Genomic DNA, 19,387 nt, shown 5'->3' with positions numbered 1-19,387 from the left:
TAAATGTATGATCTTATTCTTATATCGGTCATATTAAAAGGTTTTCAATAATTTAACTGCAAAATATAATGTTTCATTTTGTCAATAGGGTTCTTTGGCTTGCTGAAGGGGGAGATAGCTGAAGAAATAAAAAAAAGACCCTGGAGAACCAGGATCTTTCCGTCATTAACCTTTCAGCAATTGAAGAACTTGCTGAGGCTGTTGGTTAGCTTGCGCAAGCATAGCTTGAGAAGCCTGAGTAAGGATGTTGTTTTTCGTGTACTCCATCATCTCAGAAGCCATGTCTACGTCACGGATACGTGATTCAGCAGAAGTCAGGTTCTCAGAAGAAGTACCAAGGTTGTTGATTGTGTGCTCTAAACGGTTTTGAACTGCACCAAGTTTAGCGCGCTCGCTAGATACTGTGTCGATAGCTGTTTTGATTGTTGTAAGAGCTGAAGACGCAGCTTTAGCTGAAGATGAGATGTCGATACCTTTTGTTACTTTAGAATCTGCAGCTAATTTTTCAGATGCAACAACTTTACCTTTATCATCATAATATCCAGCAGCTTTTGTGACTTCACCAGTAGTTCCGTCTTTTTCTTCGTCAGCCCAAGTAGCAGTGCTTCCATCAGTTGCTGTAAGTGTATTTTGATCACCAGATACAGTATAAGTCGTACCAACTTTCAGGCTTTCAGAGTCCATTTTATTGATAGACAGGCTCATTGTTTGGCCTTCGTTAGCTCCGATTTGGAACGTAAGGTTTTGCGCAGTTCCGTCAAGAAGTTTCTTCGTATTGAACTCAGTGTCAGTAGAGATTCTTGTTACTTCAGACGCTAATTGGTCCATCTCTTTTTGAAGCTCAGAACGGTCAGAATCAGTGTTTGTATCGTTCGCCGCTTGTGTAGCAAGCTCGCTCATACGCTGAAGAATGCTGTGAGTTTCGTTCAATGCACCCTCAGATGTTTGGATAAGAGAGATTCCGTCTTGAGCATTTTTAGAAGCCATGTCTAAACCGCGGATTTGGGAACGCATTTTTTCAGAGATCGCAAGACCCGCAGCGTCATCACCAGCGCGGTTGATGCGAAGACCTGAAGATAATTTTTCCATGTTTTTTGCAGCAGAGTTTGAACCTGCATTCAGCTGACGGCTAGTGTTAAGAGCCGCGATATTGTGGTTGATTCTCATTTTGTATTTCCTCCCTGAATTGTTTTTCGCACGTCCTTGTGCATTTACGCAGCGTCATTCTGAAGAAAATTTTTCCTCTCATTGGCTACAATATATATATCGGACGGCCGCTTCCATTGTTTATATTGAAAATAAAAAAATCCTCACTTTTTTTGTGAGGATAAGTTAAGTAATAAATCAGTATTAAAAGATACAGCTCTGTTGTTCTCTTCCAGGATCGACAAGTAGATTTCTTTCCTGTGAATATCTACGTGCTGAGGCGCTTCAATTCCCAGCTTCACTTGTTCTCCTTCGATGGCGATCACCTTTATTTCAATATCCGGCCCGATCTGAATGGACTCATTCACTTTTCTTGAGAGAACTAGCATGATCCTCCTCCTATCAGATGTTTTGTTTCATAGGAAGCATCATGTAAAATGATTTGTTTCGCCTTCATTTCCTTTTTATTGACGATAATCGGCGCTTTTAAATTGGCGGTCGTGTTTTCAAAAGGCTCTTCCAGCGTTAAAATCGCCATCACTTCGACGTCCTCTATATCTTCAATATGCAAAAGTTCAAGCGTCGCATGGTCAATGTCAAATTCGTACCCTTTAAAGAAAATAAACGGACTGGCGACAATAAAGGCGATATGCTCCTGTTTGACAGACTGCAGCGCCAAAAACGGTGAATCTTCCGACAAAGGAAGAACAACAAATTGAGTCTCGTCATTAAATCCCGGCAGGCCGTTTTCAAATGAGATAATCTGCCCTTCGTCTATTCTGATTTCTCCGTGATATTTTGTTTTAATTATCATGCTTCACAATCCTTTACCACTTTCATCTTTTATTCTGCGTTGCCATCGTCAACCGAAATCGTCACCTTAGGGTCTTGCATCATATCAATCTGAACTTTCCCCGGCGTATAATTCCATACAGGTTTATTGACGGCTGCTTCAATTGAAGGTTTGCGGGCTTCAATATCAATCGTAAGCTTTGAAGGAATGCAGTCAATGTCGACGAGAAACTGCGCAGGCAGAAAGTCGCTGAATTCGCCGAATGGATCGGGCGGTCTGACATCCGCTGCCTGCCGGGCCATCACATTGCCCGTTTTCTTTTCGATAGCCGCCATTTCCTTCCCTTCCCTGACTGTTTTTGCAATAAACTCGCTGCAGGCTTCCGCACCTTTCTGAGCGGCTTCAGCGTTCAGCTTTTCAAATGATTTGAGATTCAAGTTCTCCCACGCCCTCGTCTGGTCAATCGTCAGTTTGGCCGGCGTGCTTTCTATGTTCAGCTCTGCCGGCGGCTGCTCGATTTCCAAGTCAGCGGGCGGCTGTTCCATCTCGATTTCTTCCTTTTGAAAGGTTATACCGATTTTAGCAGGCACACTGTCAATAATCAATCTCGGCATCTGCACAGAGATCCCTCCTGTTTATAGTATTTTAGTAAAAAAAGCGATCTCCCTGGTGTGAGTCGCTTTTTTATATATTGAAGACGGTCAGTTCTATTATTTCAGGAAGTCAATCAGTGACGGCTGAATGATATTCGCATTCACTGACAGCGCTGCTCTATGGACCGTCTGCTGAGATAAATAATCAACAATCACATCTTCCATTTCTACATCTTCATTATCGGACAATACTTTTTCAGCGGTTGCCGCTTGTGATTCCAATCTTGTCTGAATGAGTTCCAACCGGTTTGTGCGTGCGCCGATATTGGATTTTTCAGCATTCATTTTGTCAGTAAAACCGTCGATATCTGACAGAATTTGATTTGAATCTGCTTCGGACAGCGTGCCTTTGCTTAAAGAAGCTTCTAGGGAGTTTAGAAATTCAAATACATTATCTCCATTTTGTGCGACGCCTCCGAAAGCTGAGTTTGGATCAGAATTCACTTTCAGCACTGCTCCGTTCGAGATGTTAATGTTAACATCCGAAGCACCGGTATAATTCTCATAGTTGTACGTATATGTGCCGTCGGCATTTTCAGTGATCGGCGGGACATCTGAATTTGTTCCGTTAAACAGATAACGTCCGTTTACCTGAGTATTCGCGACAGAAACGAGCTGCTTTTTCAGCTGGCCGATTTCTGTACCGATTGCTTTCAATTCTGTTTCACCGTTCGAATCACTTTTCGCCTGAACCATCAAGTCCCGGATTTTCCCCATAATATCCGTTTCCGAGTTTACGCTTGATTCCGAGTTTTCCAGCCATGTAAAGCCTTGCGAAACATTCCGCTGATACTGGTTTACCTGCGCAAGCTGAGTACGGTACTGCATTCCCTTCATTGCAACGACCGGATCATCAGAAGCTTTCGTGATTTTTTTCCCCGTAGATACTTGCTGCTGAAGCCGATCGAGCTTGTCATAACTTGAGCCGATAAATCGAAGAGAATTTTTTGCGATCATCCCTTGAGTTACTCTCATTTATTTATCTCCTATCTTCCTCCGGTGCCCATACCGTTAATAATTTTATCGAATATTTCATCTTGCATCGTTATAATCCGCGCAGCCGCATTATAAGCGTGCTGAAACTGAATCATATTTGTCATTTCTTCATCTAAAGACACTGCACTGATTGATTGTCTCCGTTCATCGGCTGAAAGGGTGTTGCTTTCAGAGTTGTTCATAAGATTGGCCGCTTTTTGTGAATTAACGCCCAGCTTTCCGATAAGGGATTCATAAAAGTCATTAATTGTAGTGGTTTCACCGTTAATAGTCAGCTTGCTGTTCTGTACGGCTGCAAGATTTGTCGCGTTTGTGCCGTCACTTTTTTCTCCGTTTAACGACGCTGCGATATTATCAGTAGACGCAAGAATTTTGTCACTGACTTTTATTTTCGCTGCCGCACCTTTTGCAGGCACCGCTTCACCACCGCTGAAATCAAAAAATGCTGCGCCCTGTTCGCCTGTATAGGTTTTTCCTTTTTCATGAACTGCATTAAACGCGTCAGCAAAGGACAGCGCCATATTGTCAAGAGCCGTCAGCATTTCAGGATAAAGACCTTTTTCTTCTCCGTTTGACATATAGCCGTATGATTCAATAAGACCTAAAAGTGAGCCTTTACCGGTAAATGCATCCGCATTGACCGTACTGCTGCCGACTGACACACTCGACACGAGACCGCTGTCCTTGTCGTAGTTTATTTTCATTTCTGAAACTGTTTTTGTGTTACCGTCGAGCAGCGTACCGAGAGAATTGTTGTTTCCGTTCAGCAATTCGACGTTAACCGTGCCCTCAGCAGTCGCCAAGGCATGTCCGCCCGACTTATTATATGAAACTTTAATATTTGCCATAGAAGATAATTGATCAATCAATCTGTCTCTTTGGTCATACAAATCATTAGGGAGCATACCGCTCGGCTCAACTGCCGCTATTTGATTGTTAATGTCATTCAGCTGATTGAGAATGGAATTGACCTGATCCGCTGTGTTATCCAGGTTCTTTTTAATATCACCCTGAATGTTAGTCAAAGAGGTAGATATATAGTTAAAACTTTCGGCAAGAGATTTCCCCTGCTCCTGCAAAACTGAGCGCGCTCCCGTATTTTCCGGATTCGTCGCCAGATCCTGAAGGGCATTCCAAAACGAACTGAGCGATCCGTTTAATCCATTATCGTCAAGCTCTTTCATGACGCCTTCCATTTGTGACAATGAATTGGAACGGGCTGTATAGTACCCTAATTTTGTATTTTCAGTTCTGTACTGATAGTCTAAAAAACTGTCTCTGACGCGCTCAACTGAACCGGCTTTTACTCCTGTTCCGATTTGCCCGGCCGTCAGATCACTGTTTTTTGATACTGCGGGATAAGGGCTCGTCGATTGTAATGTAACGCGCTGCCTCGTATATCCTTCTGTATTTGCATTTGCAACGTTATTTGAAACTGTGCTCAATGCAGTCTGCTGCGCACTCAATGCACGCCTTGCTGTTTCGAGCCCCATAAAAGTCGATGGCATTAAAAATCCTCCGTTCTAAGCTTTTGAATCGAATAATGTCAAACGGCTGACAGGCTTGCGTGCCGCTTGCGGCTCTTTATAATTCATATTCTCTTTTTCACCCGGCATGATCATATCGAATGCCCCGGAGATGAATTGTAAAGCCTGAATCGTGAGCTGTTTGTTCATCTCATTCACTTCTTTCAGACGGTCAAGAAGCGCAGACAAAGAGTGAAATAACCCTTCAAGCTCCTGTTTTTCACTGCCTGAAGTTCTGGAGATGCATGCAGCAATTGTATTGTCCTCACTGCGGCTGAGAAACTGAGAAGTTAACCTGATGCGCTCTTCCTCAGTCTGCCCGATTGCCTGAATATACTTTTGCTCTTTGGTCAAAATGTTGGAGAGCTCTTTTGTTTTGCCTGCTTTCAGCGCTTCCGTTTTCTCTTCAGACAGCGTGAGCAGATGTTCATGCAGAGCGCAAAGTCGCTTCAGTTGATCAATAATTGGCTTTGCTGACATTGACTTTCTCCTTTTTATTGCTTTTTATAGAAATTCACTATGTTTTCAGCGATGCTGTTTGAATCTATTTTATATGTTCCGCTCTCTATATCCGCTTTAAGCTGAGCGATTTTTTCCTGACGTGTTTTAGTGACCGCATCTGACGCATTTTGAAGCTCTTTTGCATGAGAAGAAATTTCCACTTTGTCCTTCGGCTTTGCAGCCTCTTTTTGTACGGCTTGCTTTTCGTAATTTTTTTGGTATGGATTAACGGATTGTGTTCCGTACTGATTGATTTTCATAGGATTCCTCTCGCTTTCTGTTCGCAGTCTAATTCTTTTATCGACTGCGTTATCAGTTAGTTTAGGGAATCAGGTGTTTTTGGTATTATAGGCATAGTATGTGTCTTTTGTACTGTTTTTCTCTTCGAATTCAGCGGCTGTTTTTTGGTTCATATGGTCTAATTGCGACTCAATATCTGTCTGACAGGACTTGCAAAATTTCCCCGTCCTGATTGGATTTCCGCACCTTTCGCAAGGATATGCCAAATTTGGAAGCTGGCTGATCTGAATCCTTTTTTGTTTGATAAACTTGAGGATCAGCTCTTCATCCACACCTGTTTCCTCAGTGATCTGCTGCATCGTCGACTGTCTGTTGATCTGCTTTCTCAAAAATTTATAGACGGTTTCAAATGCTTTTTCTTCTTCTTTAATACATGCCTGGCACACGGTCTGCAGGTTCGTTTTAAAAAATAAAGCATTGCATTTTGGACAATTCGCCAATTCACCCATCGTATTAACTCCTATTCCTTCTTTAATCTGCCTTATATTTCTATCAATTATATCGGCAGAAAAAAAGAATGATTTAGCTCCTGATTAAAGTAAAAGAGGAGACCGATGACGCTTTGCCCGCTGTCAGCAGGACTTCGGCGGCTTGGTGAAGTGTGGCGCCCGTCGTATAAATATCATCTATTAAGATGACGTTCATACCTTTGGCGGAGTTTTCGGCTGCTGAAAACTTTTTTTCTGCAGACAGCCTGTCTGTTTTGCTCTTTTTGGATTGTTTTTCGTTGTTCAGTCGGATGAGGGGGAAAATGACGGGCATTCCGAGCAGAGAGGCCAGCAGCTCGGATTGATTGAATCCGCGTTCGGCCAGCCGTTCGCCGCTCAGCGGAATAGGGATGAGAGTATGTGTATTTGATGGATATGCCGCTTTAAAGCCGGCAGCAAAGTCACGTTCAAATGCTTGAATGATTTTCGCATCACCCCTGAATTTAAACCGGGCCAATGAGTCCTTCATCGCATCATTATACAAATATACCGAACGGTTTTGCCGCAGCAAAAAGCGCTTTTCCGTTTTTGATTCCCGGGCCGCACAATCAGCGCATTTTTCATTTGACTCCTGAGGCCTCCCGCATATACTGCATACGGGGCCTTCAATTTTTTCGAATTGGCTGCTGCATATGCTGCATACCTCTTGCTCGGGCGCCAGAGAAAACAGAGATCTCCAAGTCAATGAACTTGAAATTGGTGAGTCACACAATAAACAATTCAGAGATATTACGCTCCTTCCCGAGTTTCACAGAACTCGCTTGGATTAACCGAAACAATCGCCGCTGATTCAGCCAGAATGACAAGCAGCGCCGTATTTTTCTGTTTATCAACTATCTCTGCTTTTGCATAAGCAACTTTCTTTTTATCTGTAACATATGCCGGTTCAGCCCGGTTTAGTGAAAGTGCCAGTACATCATTTTTGCATACCCGGCATGTGCATTTCATATGAAGCTTAGGCATATGGCGGTCGAGAAGTTCCTTTAATATGATTTCTTTAGAATTGACAAGCATGCTGACAGCTCCTCATAGGAAAGTATGAGTATACTGTATCACGTTTTCTGAAATTAACTAGTCCAACAATTTACTTTTTTGTGCCAATTTGTTCATATGTTCAATATGTTTTTTTGCTTTTTTCATTCCGTTTGTAATTCCGAAATGAAACATGATGACATCACCGCTGAAATGTTTATAATGCCTTCCCGTTCTGCCTGCGATCTGTACGAGCGCGCTCTCAGTAAAGATAGGTGCTTCTGCGCCGAGGACACATGTCTGAACTTTGGGCACGGTAACCCCTCTTTCTAAAATCGTAGTCGTTACCAGCAGGTCAAGCCGGCCGTCTCTGAACCGTTTCACTTTATCCTTTCTGAATGTGTCTTCCGCATGTACGCCTTCTGCCCGTATGTTTAATTTCTGAAAATAATCCGTTGTCTTTTTCAATACGTGTACAGACGGAACGAATAAGAAAACCGGCAGCTGTAATTGAAGTTTTTGGCAAACCCAATCAGTTACAGAGCGCGGCAGTTTTCCTTTCTGAAGCTTCTTCTTCCAATTGCCGCACCACAAAAAACGCGGCTCCGGGAGGGGTTTCCGATGATATCTGGCCGGTATGCGGACGCTTTTCAGCAAACCGGCTTCAGCCTTCTTTTTTAATGTGTCTGAAGGAGTTGCCGTTACATAAACAAGGGCGCTGTTTTTCTTCCTCGCTTTATCAACAGCGAATCTTAATGTCTCATCGGCGGAAAAAGGAAACGCATCTACTTCATCTATTATCACGACATCAAAAATGTCTCGGTAGCGCATCAGCTGGTGAGCGGTTGAAATCATCAGCGGAGTCAGACGGCCTTTGTCCTCGCTGCCGCCGTACAGAGCAGAAACTTCGACTTTCTCAAATGCTTTTTTCAGTCTCGGCAGCAGTTCAAGTACGACATCTGTACGCGGAGTCGCGACACAGACGCGCAAACCGTGATTCAGCGCAAACTCGATACCCGGAAACAGCATCTCTGTTTTCCCCGATCCGCAAACCGCCCATACTAACAGCTCTTGTCTCTCTTTTATCGCATCTGTAAGCGCGGCGGCCGCCTGCTTCTGTCCGTCTGTCAGTGTTCCTTCCCAAGAAAGCTTTACAGGCTCCCAGCTGTTTTCAGAGGCTTGATTCCAAGAATATAATGATGTCAGTTCATCAGCCCTTCCCATCATGACACAGGCACGGCAATAGGTAATCTGCCTTTTGGCAAAGGACGCCCAAAATGCCGCAAAGCAGGCTTGATCAGACTGACCGCATCGTTGGCAGACGTAACGGTTTTTCCGGCGGATGATTGACGGCTCGGCCGTTATATACTCTTTTTCTATAAAACCGTTGATGCGCTGATCTGAAAACGGTATCTCAGATCTCAATAAATGCCGGCCGTAAAAGAAATCCCGCACCTCTGAAAATTCTGAAGCACCTTCGGACATCTCCCTGCCTCCTTTCTGCTCAAAGTATGCCTTGTCGGGAACCCACTTGTCGAATTGCCAAAATTAAAAAATAAAAAAATCTCCGCCCTTGAAAACGGAGATTTTCACTTAGTTTTTAAAGCACCAGCCGATTCCGATGGCACCTTCGCCCAAATGGGTTCCGATCACGGCACCGAAATAGCTGTTATAGAATTCGACATGAGGATACTTACCGCTTAACTCCTGTATAATATCCGCCGCTTCTTCTTCCCTGTTTGCATGGATGATAGCGGCCCGCATCGGGATTCCTTTACTTGCATCTTCCCCAAACAGCTCAAAAATTCTCGAAATCGCTTTTTTGCGTGTCCGAATCTTCTCAAAAGGAACAATTACCTTATTGTCAAAATGAAGAATAGGCTTTACCTTTAACAGACCGCCGATAAAAGCCTGAGCACTGCTTAGACGCCCGCCCCGCTGGAGGTGTGATAAATCGTCCACCATAAAATACGCACGGACTGTTTTTTTCATTTCTTCCAGCTCTTTTATAATCTCTTCCGGTGAGTCAACACCGTCTTTAATGAGCTGTGCTGCCTTTAATGCATAAAAACCTTGTGCCAAACAGCTGATCTCTGAATCAAAGGGATAAACTTTAATATGATCAACCATAGTGTTTGCTGAGGCGGCGCTGTTATATGTTCCGCTGATTCCGCTGGACAAATGTATGCTTATGACTGCATCATATGTTTTGCTCAGTTCTTCGTACAATGCGATTAATTCACCGAAAGAAGGCTGAGACGTAGTCGGCAGCTCATCATGATTTTTTACTTCTTTATAAAAACTTCTCCAGTCGAGTTCTGTTTCTTCGCGGAATGTTTTTTCACCGAAAACCACTTGGAGAGGGATCATATGAATATGATGTTCTTCTCTCATCTCTTTCGGAATATATGCTGTACTGTCTGTTACAACTGCAATCTTCATCACTTTACCTGCCTTATTAAGTACTTAATAAGTATTTTAATAGATATGCAGCTGTAAAAAAAGACTTGCCATAACAGGCAAGTCTTCTCACACATGACTAACGCATCTCTACCCAGCCGTTTTTAATGGCCACGACAACGGCTTGTGTCCGGTCATTAACGTTCATTTTCTGCAAAATATTACTCACGTGATTTTTCACTGTTTTCTCACTGATAAACAATGATTCACCGATTCCGCGGTTGCTTTTTCCGTCTGCAAGCATTTGCAGCACTTCACATTCCCGTCTCGTTAATATATGTAATGGTCTCCGGATTTCCGGGTAAACCTCATGCTGAGGATGAGCAGAAACTCCGCTTGTCGCAAGACGGCGGAATTCGTTGACAAGATTGTGGGTTACTTTCGGGTGAAGGTAAGAACCGCCCTCGGCTACCACTTTCACTGCTTCGATTAAAGTATCTGCGTCCATCTCTTTCAGGAGATAGCCTCTTGCACCTGTTTTTAAAGCATGAGTCACATAGTTTTCATCATCATGGATGGAGAGGATAATCACCTTAGATTCAGGGTACAGCTCAACAAGCTGTTTAGTAGCCTCTACACCATTTACATTCGGCATATTAATGTCCATTATGACAACATCGGGATGATAATGCTCGACGATTCGAGCCGCCTCATCTCCATCGTCACCTTCTGCTACCACTTCAAAGGTAGGTTCAAAATCCAATATTCTTTTTACACCCTCACGGAATAGTTGATGGTCGTCGATAATAACAATATTTACTTTAGTCACACGCTACGCCTCCTTATCCTATTGTTCTATATACGCCGCTGTTCGGTCAATATGTCTTTTGGCTCTATTTAACAAATTATAGGCCGAGAGATAACGGAACCTTAATCATGATAAATGTCCCAAGACCTATTTTAGAGTCTATCGTTATCGTTCCTTCAAGCAGATCTACTCTTTCTTTCATTCCCAGCAAGCCGAATGACTTGTTTTTCTTTTGTTTAGCATCCTTAATATCAAAGCCTTTTCCATTGTCCTTAATGATGAGAACGACAAAATCAGCGGTTACTTCCACTTTTACTGTAATTTCCTCTGATTCTGAATGCTTGAGTGCATTTGTGACGGCTTCCTGAGCGAGACGGAAAAGCGCCACTTCAAATTGCGGGGCAAGCCTTTGGTTCTCTGTGTCTCCGATGCACTGAAAATGTATTTTCACCTTTCCGTTGTATTCTTCAGTTGTATAAAGATATTTTCTCAGTGTCGGAATCAGCCCGAGATCGTCCAATGCCATCGGTCTTAAATCATATATAATCCTTCTGACTTCGTAAAGGGCATTCCGCACATTCTGCCGTAGATTTCTGATTTCCTGAAATCCGTCCTCCGTGCCGCGGTCGCGGAAGATCCGTTCAATTAATTCCGATCTCATCATGACATTTGCCAGCATTTGCGCGGGACCGTCATGAATTTCTCTGGAAACTCTTTTTCTTTCTTCCTCTTGGGCTTCAATGATTCTTAAACCGAAATCTTGTTTAGCCTGCGCATCGGCAAGAAGAAGCCCTACTTGGCGAAGGTCTTGATTCAGGTAATTCAGAACGACGGTTATTTGGCTGACCAATGATTCTGACCGTTCAATAATTTCCTGAAGCCCCAAAAGCCGGCGTTCTAAATCATCTCTGCGCTCCCGCAGCTGCTTTTCACGCTGCTGGATCATCGTCAGTTCCACTTGAAGTTTGTGCGCCTTTTCATAGGCGTTGCGAATTTCTTCTTCGCTGAACTTATGGAAATTTCTGCTTACTTCAGACAAGCGGTTTCGTGCGTGCCGCGTATGAACTTCAAGTTTGTCGCCCAGCTCAATGACTTCGTACACCTGCTGTTTGATCTGTTTGAGTTCTTCAACCAGCTGCTCATATTGCTGGCGCGACTGCTCTCCGATTTGAAAAACCTCGTCCTTGCTCCCGTCCACGGTTTTCAGCATTTTCATAAGTATAGAATCCAAAACTTTGGAGTCCATCTTCGATTTATTCATCTGTCTCCCTCCGTAACGGTGTTGTTATGTATTTTTATTATAAATGTAATTGAACTGCAATTTATGTCGAATTATAATGAAAGAATGCGTATATTCTAGAAAAAAACATTTTTATATAGTATCTTACTCTTTCATGATACCAAAATATGCGCAAAAATTCTAAAGTCTGTTCGAATTTGTAGAAACAAGTCTTTTAATGCTTGTCAGGAGGGTCCAGCAATCATGCTGCACAGCTATTTAACAGTTAAAGAAACGGGTGAACATGAGATTGTGATTGAAAAATCGCGCTTTATCTGTCACCTGAGCCGTGCTGCTTCTGAAGAGGAAGCGCAGGAATTTATACAAAAGATAAAAAAACAGCACTGGAATGCGACTCATAACTGCTCAGCTTATCTGATCGGCGAAACCGACCATATACAAAAGGCGAATGATGACGGAGAACCAAGCGGCACAGCCGGCGTCCCCATGCTGGAAGTGCTGAAAAAACGCGGTCTGAAAGATACCTGCGCGGTGGTTACCCGGTATTTCGGCGGAATAAAGCTCGGTGCAGGCGGATTGATTCGTGCATATGGGAAGTCAGTGTCTGAAGGCTTAAATCATATAGGAGTTACGGAGCGGAAGCTGATGCGGATTATGCATACATCAGCGGATTATACGTGGCTCGGCAAGATAGAGAACGAACTGAGAGAATCAGTTTTTTTACTGAAAGATATCCATTATGCGGATCATGTCGAATTTGAAACGTACGTTGAAGAAAAAGACAAAGACGAGTTTATAAAATGGATGACAGAACTGACGAACGGCAAGAGTAAGAATACAGAGGGAGAACTGACGTATTTAGAAACAGACGTCAGCCCTAAAGGAGACTAATGTAATGGCTGAACGTGTAAGAGTGCGTGTTCGAAAGAAAAAGAAAAGCAAACGAAAGATCATATTCAAACGGATTTTGCTGCTGCTTACCCTCGTTTTGTTAGTCGCTGCCGGGTTTGGCGGATACAAAGTATACAAAACGATCAATGCGGCAGATAATGCATATGATGCCCTTTCCCGCGGAGACAAATCAAAACTTCGGGATAAAGTCATCGATATGAAGAAAAAACCGTTCTCCATTTTGTTTATGGGGATCGAAAATTATGCCACAAGCGGAAAAGGCGGACGATCAGACTCTCTTATTGTCGTTACCCTTGATCCGAGAAATAAAACAATGAAAATGCTGAGTATTCCGCGTGATACGCGGGTGACGCTTGCCGGCGATACAACCGGTAAAAAATCAAAAATCAATGCGGCTTTTGCTAAGGGCGGGGCGGATGAAACCGTCTCAACCGTCGAAGACTTATTAGGCATACCGATTGATAAGTATGTCACTGTCGATTTTAACGGCTTTAAGGATGTTATTGATGAAGTCGGCGGAGTCAATGTAAAAGTGCCGTTTGACTTCGACGAAATGAGTGACGTCAGTAAAAAGAAACGGATCTACTTCAAGAAAGGAAACATGCATTTGAACGGTGAGCAGGCTCTGGCTTACGCGCGGATGAGAAAGCAGGATAAGCGCGGAGACTTCGGCCGGAATGACCGCCAAAAGCAAATCCTAAATGCACTGATCGACCAAATGTCTAAAGCTGGAAATATTGCTAAAATCGATAAAATCGCTGAAACAGCAAGCAATAACGTCCAAACGAATATCCGAATCACTGAAGGACTTGCCCTTCAGCAGATTTACAGCGGCTTTACCAGCAAAAAGATTGATACACTGAGCATAACAGGATCAGATCTATATTTAGGCGGCGGCGGAACCGCGTCTACAGGCGGAACATATTATTTCCAGCCGGATCCGACCAATCTCGAAAAAGTACGGCAGGAATTGCAGAAACACCTGGATTACCCGTCCAGAAGCAGCACGGCGTCCGATCCTGCTTCTGACAGCACCGGAACGGACAGTACGACTGATTCGACTTCCGGCAGCACGGGAACAGGCGGTACAACCGATTCAACCAACGGTACTGCTGGTGCAAACGGTACGGACAGCACACAGTCCGGCGGCACAACAGGCTATTAAGAGTAAACCCGATCCTTTGAGCAGGATCGGGTTTTTTTATATAATAAGAGAATAGCAGAATCCACAAAAAAGCAGACCATTCGCATGATCTGCTCTTTTTAATTTTTCTTTACCAATCTCTTGTAAAACTTGGTAAATGGTTTAAATTGTTCATTTACTAACCCTGTGACCTCTGCTATGATTTGCATAAATACAATCAATACAAAAATAATAAACAGCGAAAGCCATATGGTCGCGCTTTTCAGCAGGATGGCACTGACGCTGAAAATGAAGCCGATTAAATAAATGATAATGACAGCCGTGCGGTGTGACAGCCCGAAGGCCATCAGCCGGTGGTGTATATGTGACTTATCAGGCGCTGAGATCGGCTGTTTGTTTAAAATCCGCCTGATGACGGCGAATGTCGTATCAAAAATCGGCACGCCCAAAATGATGATCGGAATGATGATACTGAATAAAGTAACACTTTTATAAAGACCTAATAATGAGAGTACTGAGATGACGTATCCGAGAAAGAGCGATCCGGTATCTCCCATAAATATCTTTGCCGGGTGAAAATTATAAAATAAAAATCCGAGTGTGCTTCCTATCACGACAAGTGAAAGTGACAGAATAAGGATTTTCCCTCCGGACAACGCCATAACGGCGATAGTGGAGAGTCCGATGACCGACAGGCCGGCAGCGAGTCCGTCCAAACCGTCAATCAGGTTCATCGCGTTCGTAATACCGACGATCCATAACACAGTCAGCGGGTAAGCGACCCATCCCAATTCTAAACGTTCCGTTAAAAACGGTACGGAGAAAAAGTCCATTTTCAGTCCCGTGCTCACAATCATAATGGCCACGGCCAGCTGGACGAAAAACTTTACCTTTGCGCTTAATTGGTATTTATCATCAAGGATTCCTAAAATAACAATAATAAACGCACCCACCGTGATGGCGGTCATTTTCGTTTCATTATATATGCCGGCCGCGAGCACACCCGCCGCTACGCCGATAAAGATGGCCAAGCCGCCCATACGGGGCATTATTTTATCATGTACTTTTCGGTTGCTGGGCTGGTCAACTGCACCTATTTTGATCGCAATTTTTTTTACGATAGGAGTTAGGATTAAAACCGTTAGCAGAGAGACAAAAAACGCAACAACTATGCGAAACATGCGTTCGTCAAGCATAAAGAAGTCTCCTTTGGAATTATATGAAGTCTTTTCTGATATTGAACCGTTCCTTCCATTATAATTCTTACTAGTTATTATAACAAGCATCATCAAAAAGAAACACGCAAATCAAAAAATGCGCTTTCCCTTTTAATGGGATTGCGCATTTTTCAATATACCTGTGCATTCGAGCATTCGGCCGAATAAAACATTCCAATCCCGTCTCCGGGCCAATTCACGGCGCAAAGCCTCATATGACCCGCTGCGGTCCGCTGCCAGAAGCGCGTCGCAGGCCGCGATGAAATCTGCGGGATCACTGCCTTCAACGTATTCATAAACGAAAGGCCTTTTGATTTTTGAAGTAGAAGAAAGATTGCAGCCGACAACCGGTTTCCCGGCGGCTAAAAATTCAAAAAGCTTAAGCGGAAATACCGCGTCATTATAAGGTGAATTTTTATACGGCATGATGCCGATGTCGACAAGCTGCATATAGGACGGCACTTCATTCGGCGCGGCAGGTCCCGTCCAGATGACATTCGGACGCTCCAGAAGCGACTTGAAATCCGGATCGTCCTGAGCCGTGTTCGGGCCTACCAATAAAATCGTCCAGTCAGGCCTCAAATCTGCCGTTTCCGCCATAAGCGCAAAATCGAGCTTCGGTTTGATTCCGCCGATAAAACCGAGAACCGTTCCGTTCCGTCCCCGTAAAATGTCTTCATCCGGCTGTTTATTTTCCCGTGAAAACAGGTCATATTCCACTCCGTTTTCAATGGTGAACACTTTCTGGTGCGGGTTCTCCAGCTTTTTTCCGACCTCCTGGTGCAGACAGTCAGATGTACACGTAATGGAATCGGCACGCTGAATGATTCTCATTTCCGCCTGTTTAATGATGTTTCTTCTAACATTTGACAACACCCCGGATCGGCCGCTGATCGGAGCGGCCCACAGATCACTGCAATCATAAATCACTTCATCCCAAGGAAACATATCTGCCAGAAGCGGAAAACCGGGGAAGGTGTACCATAAGCAGCAGCGGGCCCCTTCTCCTTCTTCCTTCAGCATGTTCACCAATGGTGAAAGCTTATGCCTGTAGCACATGTCTGTATACCTGCCGAAGCGGAAAGCTTTTTGCTGCATGATATCCTTTACAGTGAACTGCCGGATTCCCTCGGCGATCCCGGCCATCTGACCATCATTGGCTCGCGGAGACGGGCATACCCAAATGACGCTTTTCGTTTCTTTTTGCCGGGCGAGAAATTCAGCCAGCCGGTGCCGTCTGTATCTCAGCCGGTCATGTCCCCATTCCGCCGCTCCGACGATTACGTGAATAATCGGTTCCACCTTCATCACCCAGCTCCTCTGACGCCTACAGTCTTTTCATGACCGCGTTTTTCGCATATTGCATAAAACACCACGAAGCCTTGATAAAGTGCAGGCGCTCAATTTCTCTATAAACAAACCACGTTTTTCTTGCGGCTTTCCACTTGTTGCTTGAAATCGAATTCTGCACAAGCCTGTATTCTGAAAGGCACTCATTCAGGCCGTAAGCCGTAAATCCCCTTTTCAGCAGGGAAAGCCATGTCGCTAAATCCTGCCGCGTTCTGATATCAGGCATTTGAATCTGCCCCGTCTGCTCTCTGTCAATCATGACCGTTAAACATCCTATAATCGTGTTTTTTAAAGCTTCATCATATGACAGGCTTTCAGGAGCTTGAATCGTTTTGTCCGTCGGCGTTCCGTCCTGCTCCATGACGCTGTAGCCCGTAAATGAAAAAGCGCAGGACCGCTCTGCCATAAACGCAAGCTGTTTTTGAAGCTTTTCCTTTTTCCATCTGTCATCGCTGTCCAGAAATGCGACATAACGGCCCTTGGCATGTTTAAGGGCTGTATTTCTGGCAGCCGCGGCTCCCCCGTTTTGATCTAAATAAACGACGCGGATCCGCTCATCCTTTTGTTCATATTGCCGTAAAATATCTCTCGTTCCGTCCGTTGAACAATCATCCGCGATAATCATTTCCCAATGCGGGTGGCTCTGATGTAAAACGGATTGGATCGTGTCTTCGATATATTCACTTGCGTTATAAGACGGTGTAATGACAGATACGAAAGGTTTCCAGTTTGTCATGGTCACATCTCCATCGCAGATTTTTACAAGGACTCTCTAAAAAACTCAGGAATGACAATGAACATAAATGCAACTGCAATGCCGATTAAAACGCCCAGAACCGCTTTCTTTTTCGGCGGCATGCCTTGTCCCGCCGTTTCATTCATCGGCTCTGAATTGATGATGCCGGCCGCTTTCAGGTTCAGCTGCGTATTTTTCAATTCGTATAAAAATCGTTCCTTATCCACTTTGGCGTCCGCACTGACGGTTTCTCCTTCAAGCGCAGCAATACTCTGCCGCACTACTTTTGCCCGTTTTTCAAACAGGTCCTGATCATTCTTCAGAAAAGTTGTTATGACGGCTTGAAACACCGATTCAGTATCCTGTTTGTTTTGGCCGCTGTAGCTGACCGTGATCAATGAATCTGATTGTGTTTCGACAGTCAGTTTACTTTTCACGGCCGCTCTTTCTTCATCTGTTTTATCAGGCAGAGCCTGCTTTAAAAAGGCATCGCTCGTCAACAGGAGCGGGATTTCTTTTGTATTGTTATAAAGCGGATGATCATAGTTTCCCGCGGCGATCGCGGCTTCTGATGTAAAACTGCTGTTTCCGCTGATTTTTGACGGCAATACATATCCCGCCGCCCCTAACACAACGGGCAGCGCAATGATCCAAATGATATTCTTTTTGATACGCCGGGTTATTCTTGTCAACATATCCTTCATCTCGCATCTCCCTGTTTTTCATAGTACGCCGTGACGGCAGGCTCCTTTTGTAAACGCCTCAGAATATTGACCGCCGCGATCACGAGCGAGAGAAATACCCAGTGGAAAAATAAATTTGATACGGAGCTTGGGCTGATGCTGCTTACCAAAAAACCGGCCATCGCCGTGATAAGTCCTTCTGTGATCAGTCTTGACTGATTTTCCGATTTTCTTTCATGACATTTATAAAGTGTCCAAAAAAGGAACAAATAGACTGTCAGGTAACCGAGCATCGTAAGCACGCCGAAGTTCGCCATAATCTCGACGAGCCAGTTGTGCACCTCAACTACGCCGCCCGTATCATAAACGGGCTCAGCTTTTAAATAATACGAGACGTTTCCGGCACCCACTCCGAACCCCCAGGAATCAATCACATAGTGAAAGGCGTTCTTTAAAAGATTCGCCCTCGCGAGGTTGGAAGGAAGCGGTTGCTGTCCCGGTATCGCCTGCGGAGCTGAAAACAGATTCAAGACGGCATTGGTGATACGGCCCGCAAATAAAACCGCAAACAGCGCAACACCCGCTCCCGCAGCGTACAGCGCGAGTTTTTTCAACAGGGAAGGCAGCAGGATGAAGACGTATACAGCCGCCCCCGCGCATATGCCCAGCAGACTCGCGCGCGAACCGGTCAAAATGATTAAATACAAAGCACTGATTGCAAAGAGCAGGCTGACGGCCTTCACATAGCCGTTTTTCATATTTTTCACCGCCGTTGCATACAGAAAGAAACTGATGCACAAAAAGGTGGCGAAATCATTTTGATTAAAGAAAACGGACGTCGGATAATGCTGTTTGTACTGCGGGCCGTTATAAAGCGTGGAGCTCGGCAGATGGTTGTGTGTAAAATGGTTGTAAAAGCCGACCGCCATCACAAAAATGGTCATCACAAGCCATATGCCGTAAAAAACCATCAGCTGATCAAAGCGCTGAATGAACATGACAATAAGATAAATCAAAAACATGCCCATTCCCATTAAAGCTAAATATTTAATCCCGTACGTCACGGATTTTGCCCACAATAACGATAGGAGACCGTATGTAAACCATAAGGCGAAAAACATCAGAATCCCTTTTACATTCACCCGATTCCATCTGTCAATATGATGACGGTTTGTCAGGATGCCGGCGATGTGAAGGGCGCCAGCTCCGATTAATAACAGCCGGTATATAAATAAGCTGAAAAATCCGAGATGAACCGCAAAGAAGGCCTGGTTTAAAAATGTACACGCGATCAGTATATAAATGAGCCCCATAAACATCTGACCGTTTGTTGTAAAGGCGGATAGCAAAGCAAGTCCGGCAATGCCGATCATGGCGGCAAGCAGCAGCACGGTGATTTTTCCGAAGCCGGCATCCGCCCTGACCGCCTCCAGCATGATAAATCCTCCTGTAATGAGAGCGGCAAGCAGCACAAGAACATGTGCCGCTGAACGTTTGATACTCACATGGCAAACCCCTTTCC

22 protein-coding genes are annotated in these 19,387 nt (G+C 44.4%); 2 read left to right on the top strand and 20 right to left on the bottom strand.

Going from position 1 to position 19,387, the window contains the following annotated elements; all coding sequences use genetic code 11:
* Positions 1-165 precede the first annotated feature (165 nt).
* The 15 genes from ACWHAR_RS12545 to degS all read right to left on the bottom strand — a co-directional run bounded on the left by ACWHAR_RS12545 (position 166) and on the right by degS (position 11,844).
* Positions 166-1,167 (bottom strand): flagellin N-terminal helical domain-containing protein, encoded by a 1,002-nt coding sequence (locus ACWHAR_RS12545; RefSeq protein ID WP_032876173.1) that lies wholly within the window; start codon positions 1,165-1,167, stop codon positions 166-168.
* 143 nt (positions 1,168-1,310) lie between these two features.
* Positions 1,311-1,535 (bottom strand): carbon storage regulator CsrA, encoded by a 225-nt coding sequence (gene csrA, locus ACWHAR_RS12540; RefSeq protein ID WP_003151402.1) that lies wholly within the window; start codon positions 1,533-1,535, stop codon positions 1,311-1,313.
* Entirely contained in the window at positions 1,529-1,960 is a 432-nt protein-coding gene (fliW, locus tag ACWHAR_RS12535; RefSeq protein ID WP_007407475.1) for a flagellar assembly protein FliW, read from the bottom strand. Before fliW ends, csrA begins: the two co-directional genes overlap by 7 nt.
* Before the next feature lie 29 nt (positions 1,961-1,989).
* On the bottom strand, positions 1,990-2,559 hold the full coding sequence (locus tag ACWHAR_RS12530) for a DUF6470 family protein (protein WP_007407476.1): 570 nt from the start codon (positions 2,557-2,559) through the stop codon (positions 1,990-1,992).
* 90 nt (positions 2,560-2,649) lie between these two features.
* The gene (flgL, locus tag ACWHAR_RS12525; protein ID WP_003151396.1) at positions 2,650-3,567 is read right to left on the bottom strand and encodes a flagellar hook-associated protein FlgL; all 918 of its coding nucleotides are present in this window, start codon (positions 3,565-3,567) and stop codon (positions 2,650-2,652) included.
* Positions 3,568-3,578: 11 nt separating this feature from the next.
* Positions 3,579-5,096 (bottom strand): flagellar hook-associated protein FlgK, encoded by a 1,518-nt coding sequence (flgK, locus tag ACWHAR_RS12520; RefSeq protein WP_032876170.1) that lies wholly within the window; start codon positions 5,094-5,096, stop codon positions 3,579-3,581.
* Between the two features lie 15 nt (positions 5,097-5,111).
* Positions 5,112-5,594, bottom strand: coding sequence for a flagellar protein FlgN (locus ACWHAR_RS12515; RefSeq protein ID WP_032876168.1), 483 nt, complete (start codon positions 5,592-5,594; stop codon positions 5,112-5,114).
* Positions 5,595-5,608: 14 nt separating this feature from the next.
* On the bottom strand, positions 5,609-5,875 hold the full coding sequence (gene flgM, locus ACWHAR_RS12510; RefSeq protein ID WP_003151393.1) for a flagellar biosynthesis anti-sigma factor FlgM: 267 nt from the start codon (positions 5,873-5,875) through the stop codon (positions 5,609-5,611).
* Between the two features lie 69 nt (positions 5,876-5,944).
* Positions 5,945-6,364, bottom strand: coding sequence for a TIGR03826 family flagellar region protein (locus ACWHAR_RS12505; RefSeq protein ID WP_012118571.1), 420 nt, complete (start codon positions 6,362-6,364; stop codon positions 5,945-5,947).
* Positions 6,365-6,437: 73 nt separating this feature from the next.
* Positions 6,438-7,127, bottom strand: coding sequence for a phosphoribosyltransferase family protein (locus tag ACWHAR_RS12500; protein ID WP_196770545.1), 690 nt, complete (start codon positions 7,125-7,127; stop codon positions 6,438-6,440).
* A 5-nt stretch (positions 7,128-7,132) separates the two neighbouring features.
* The gene (locus ACWHAR_RS12495; RefSeq protein WP_003151389.1) at positions 7,133-7,417 is read right to left on the bottom strand and encodes a late competence development ComFB family protein; all 285 of its coding nucleotides are present in this window, start codon (positions 7,415-7,417) and stop codon (positions 7,133-7,135) included.
* 57 nt (positions 7,418-7,474) lie between these two features.
* On the bottom strand, positions 7,475-8,860 hold the full coding sequence (locus ACWHAR_RS12490) for a DEAD/DEAH box helicase (RefSeq protein WP_032876163.1): 1,386 nt from the start codon (positions 8,858-8,860) through the stop codon (positions 7,475-7,477).
* Between the two features lie 108 nt (positions 8,861-8,968).
* The gene (locus ACWHAR_RS12485; protein WP_032876160.1) at positions 8,969-9,817 is read right to left on the bottom strand and encodes a DegV family protein; all 849 of its coding nucleotides are present in this window, start codon (positions 9,815-9,817) and stop codon (positions 8,969-8,971) included.
* Positions 9,818-9,914: 97 nt separating this feature from the next.
* Positions 9,915-10,604: a two-component system response regulator DegU gene (gene degU / locus ACWHAR_RS12480; protein WP_003219701.1), complete on the bottom strand. Its 690-nt coding sequence runs from the start codon at positions 10,602-10,604 to the stop codon at positions 9,915-9,917.
* 76 nt (positions 10,605-10,680) lie between these two features.
* Positions 10,681-11,844, bottom strand: coding sequence for a two-component sensor histidine kinase DegS (degS, locus tag ACWHAR_RS12475; RefSeq protein ID WP_007407484.1), 1,164 nt, complete (start codon positions 11,842-11,844; stop codon positions 10,681-10,683).
* A gap of 222 nt (positions 11,845-12,066) precedes the next feature.
* On the opposite strand from degS, the gene ACWHAR_RS12470 reads away from it, so the two are divergent.
* Both ACWHAR_RS12470 and ACWHAR_RS12465 read left to right on the top strand, forming a co-directional pair.
* A complete protein-coding gene (locus ACWHAR_RS12470) occupies positions 12,067-12,714 on the top strand; it encodes a YigZ family protein (protein WP_007614107.1) in 648 nt (215 codons plus the stop codon).
* Between the two features lie 4 nt (positions 12,715-12,718).
* The gene (locus ACWHAR_RS12465) at positions 12,719-13,900 is read left to right on the top strand and encodes an LCP family protein (protein WP_032876157.1); all 1,182 of its coding nucleotides are present in this window, start codon (positions 12,719-12,721) and stop codon (positions 13,898-13,900) included.
* Between the two features lie 98 nt (positions 13,901-13,998).
* On the opposite strand, the gene ACWHAR_RS12460 is transcribed toward ACWHAR_RS12465, so the two are convergent.
* The 5 genes from ACWHAR_RS12460 to tuaE all read right to left on the bottom strand — a co-directional run bounded on the left by ACWHAR_RS12460 (position 13,999) and on the right by tuaE (position 19,370).
* Positions 13,999-15,075, bottom strand: a complete 1,077-nt coding sequence (locus tag ACWHAR_RS12460) for a glycosyltransferase family 4 protein (protein WP_003151382.1) — start codon at positions 15,073-15,075, stop codon at positions 13,999-14,001.
* Between the two features lie 132 nt (positions 15,076-15,207).
* Positions 15,208-16,404, bottom strand: a complete 1,197-nt coding sequence (gene tuaH / locus ACWHAR_RS12455; RefSeq protein WP_032876154.1) for a teichuronic acid biosynthesis protein TuaH — start codon at positions 16,402-16,404, stop codon at positions 15,208-15,210.
* 19 nt (positions 16,405-16,423) lie between these two features.
* A complete protein-coding gene (gene tuaG / locus ACWHAR_RS12450; protein WP_032876151.1) occupies positions 16,424-17,182 on the bottom strand; it encodes a teichuronic acid biosynthesis protein TuaG in 759 nt (252 codons plus the stop codon).
* A gap of 23 nt (positions 17,183-17,205) precedes the next feature.
* Positions 17,206-17,886, bottom strand: a complete 681-nt coding sequence (tuaF, locus tag ACWHAR_RS12445; RefSeq protein WP_032876147.1) for a teichuronic acid biosynthesis protein TuaF — start codon at positions 17,884-17,886, stop codon at positions 17,206-17,208.
* Positions 17,883-19,370, bottom strand: a complete 1,488-nt coding sequence (gene tuaE / locus ACWHAR_RS12440) for a teichuronic acid biosynthesis protein TuaE (protein WP_032876144.1) — start codon at positions 19,368-19,370, stop codon at positions 17,883-17,885. Before tuaE ends, tuaF begins: the two co-directional genes overlap by 4 nt.
* Positions 19,371-19,387: the final 17 nt, after the last annotated feature.

It is taken from the genome of Bacillus sp. LR--39 (assembly GCF_053613335.1).
Note: the sequence above shows the minus strand (reverse complement) of the source record. Positions and strands in the feature narration are given on the sequence as shown.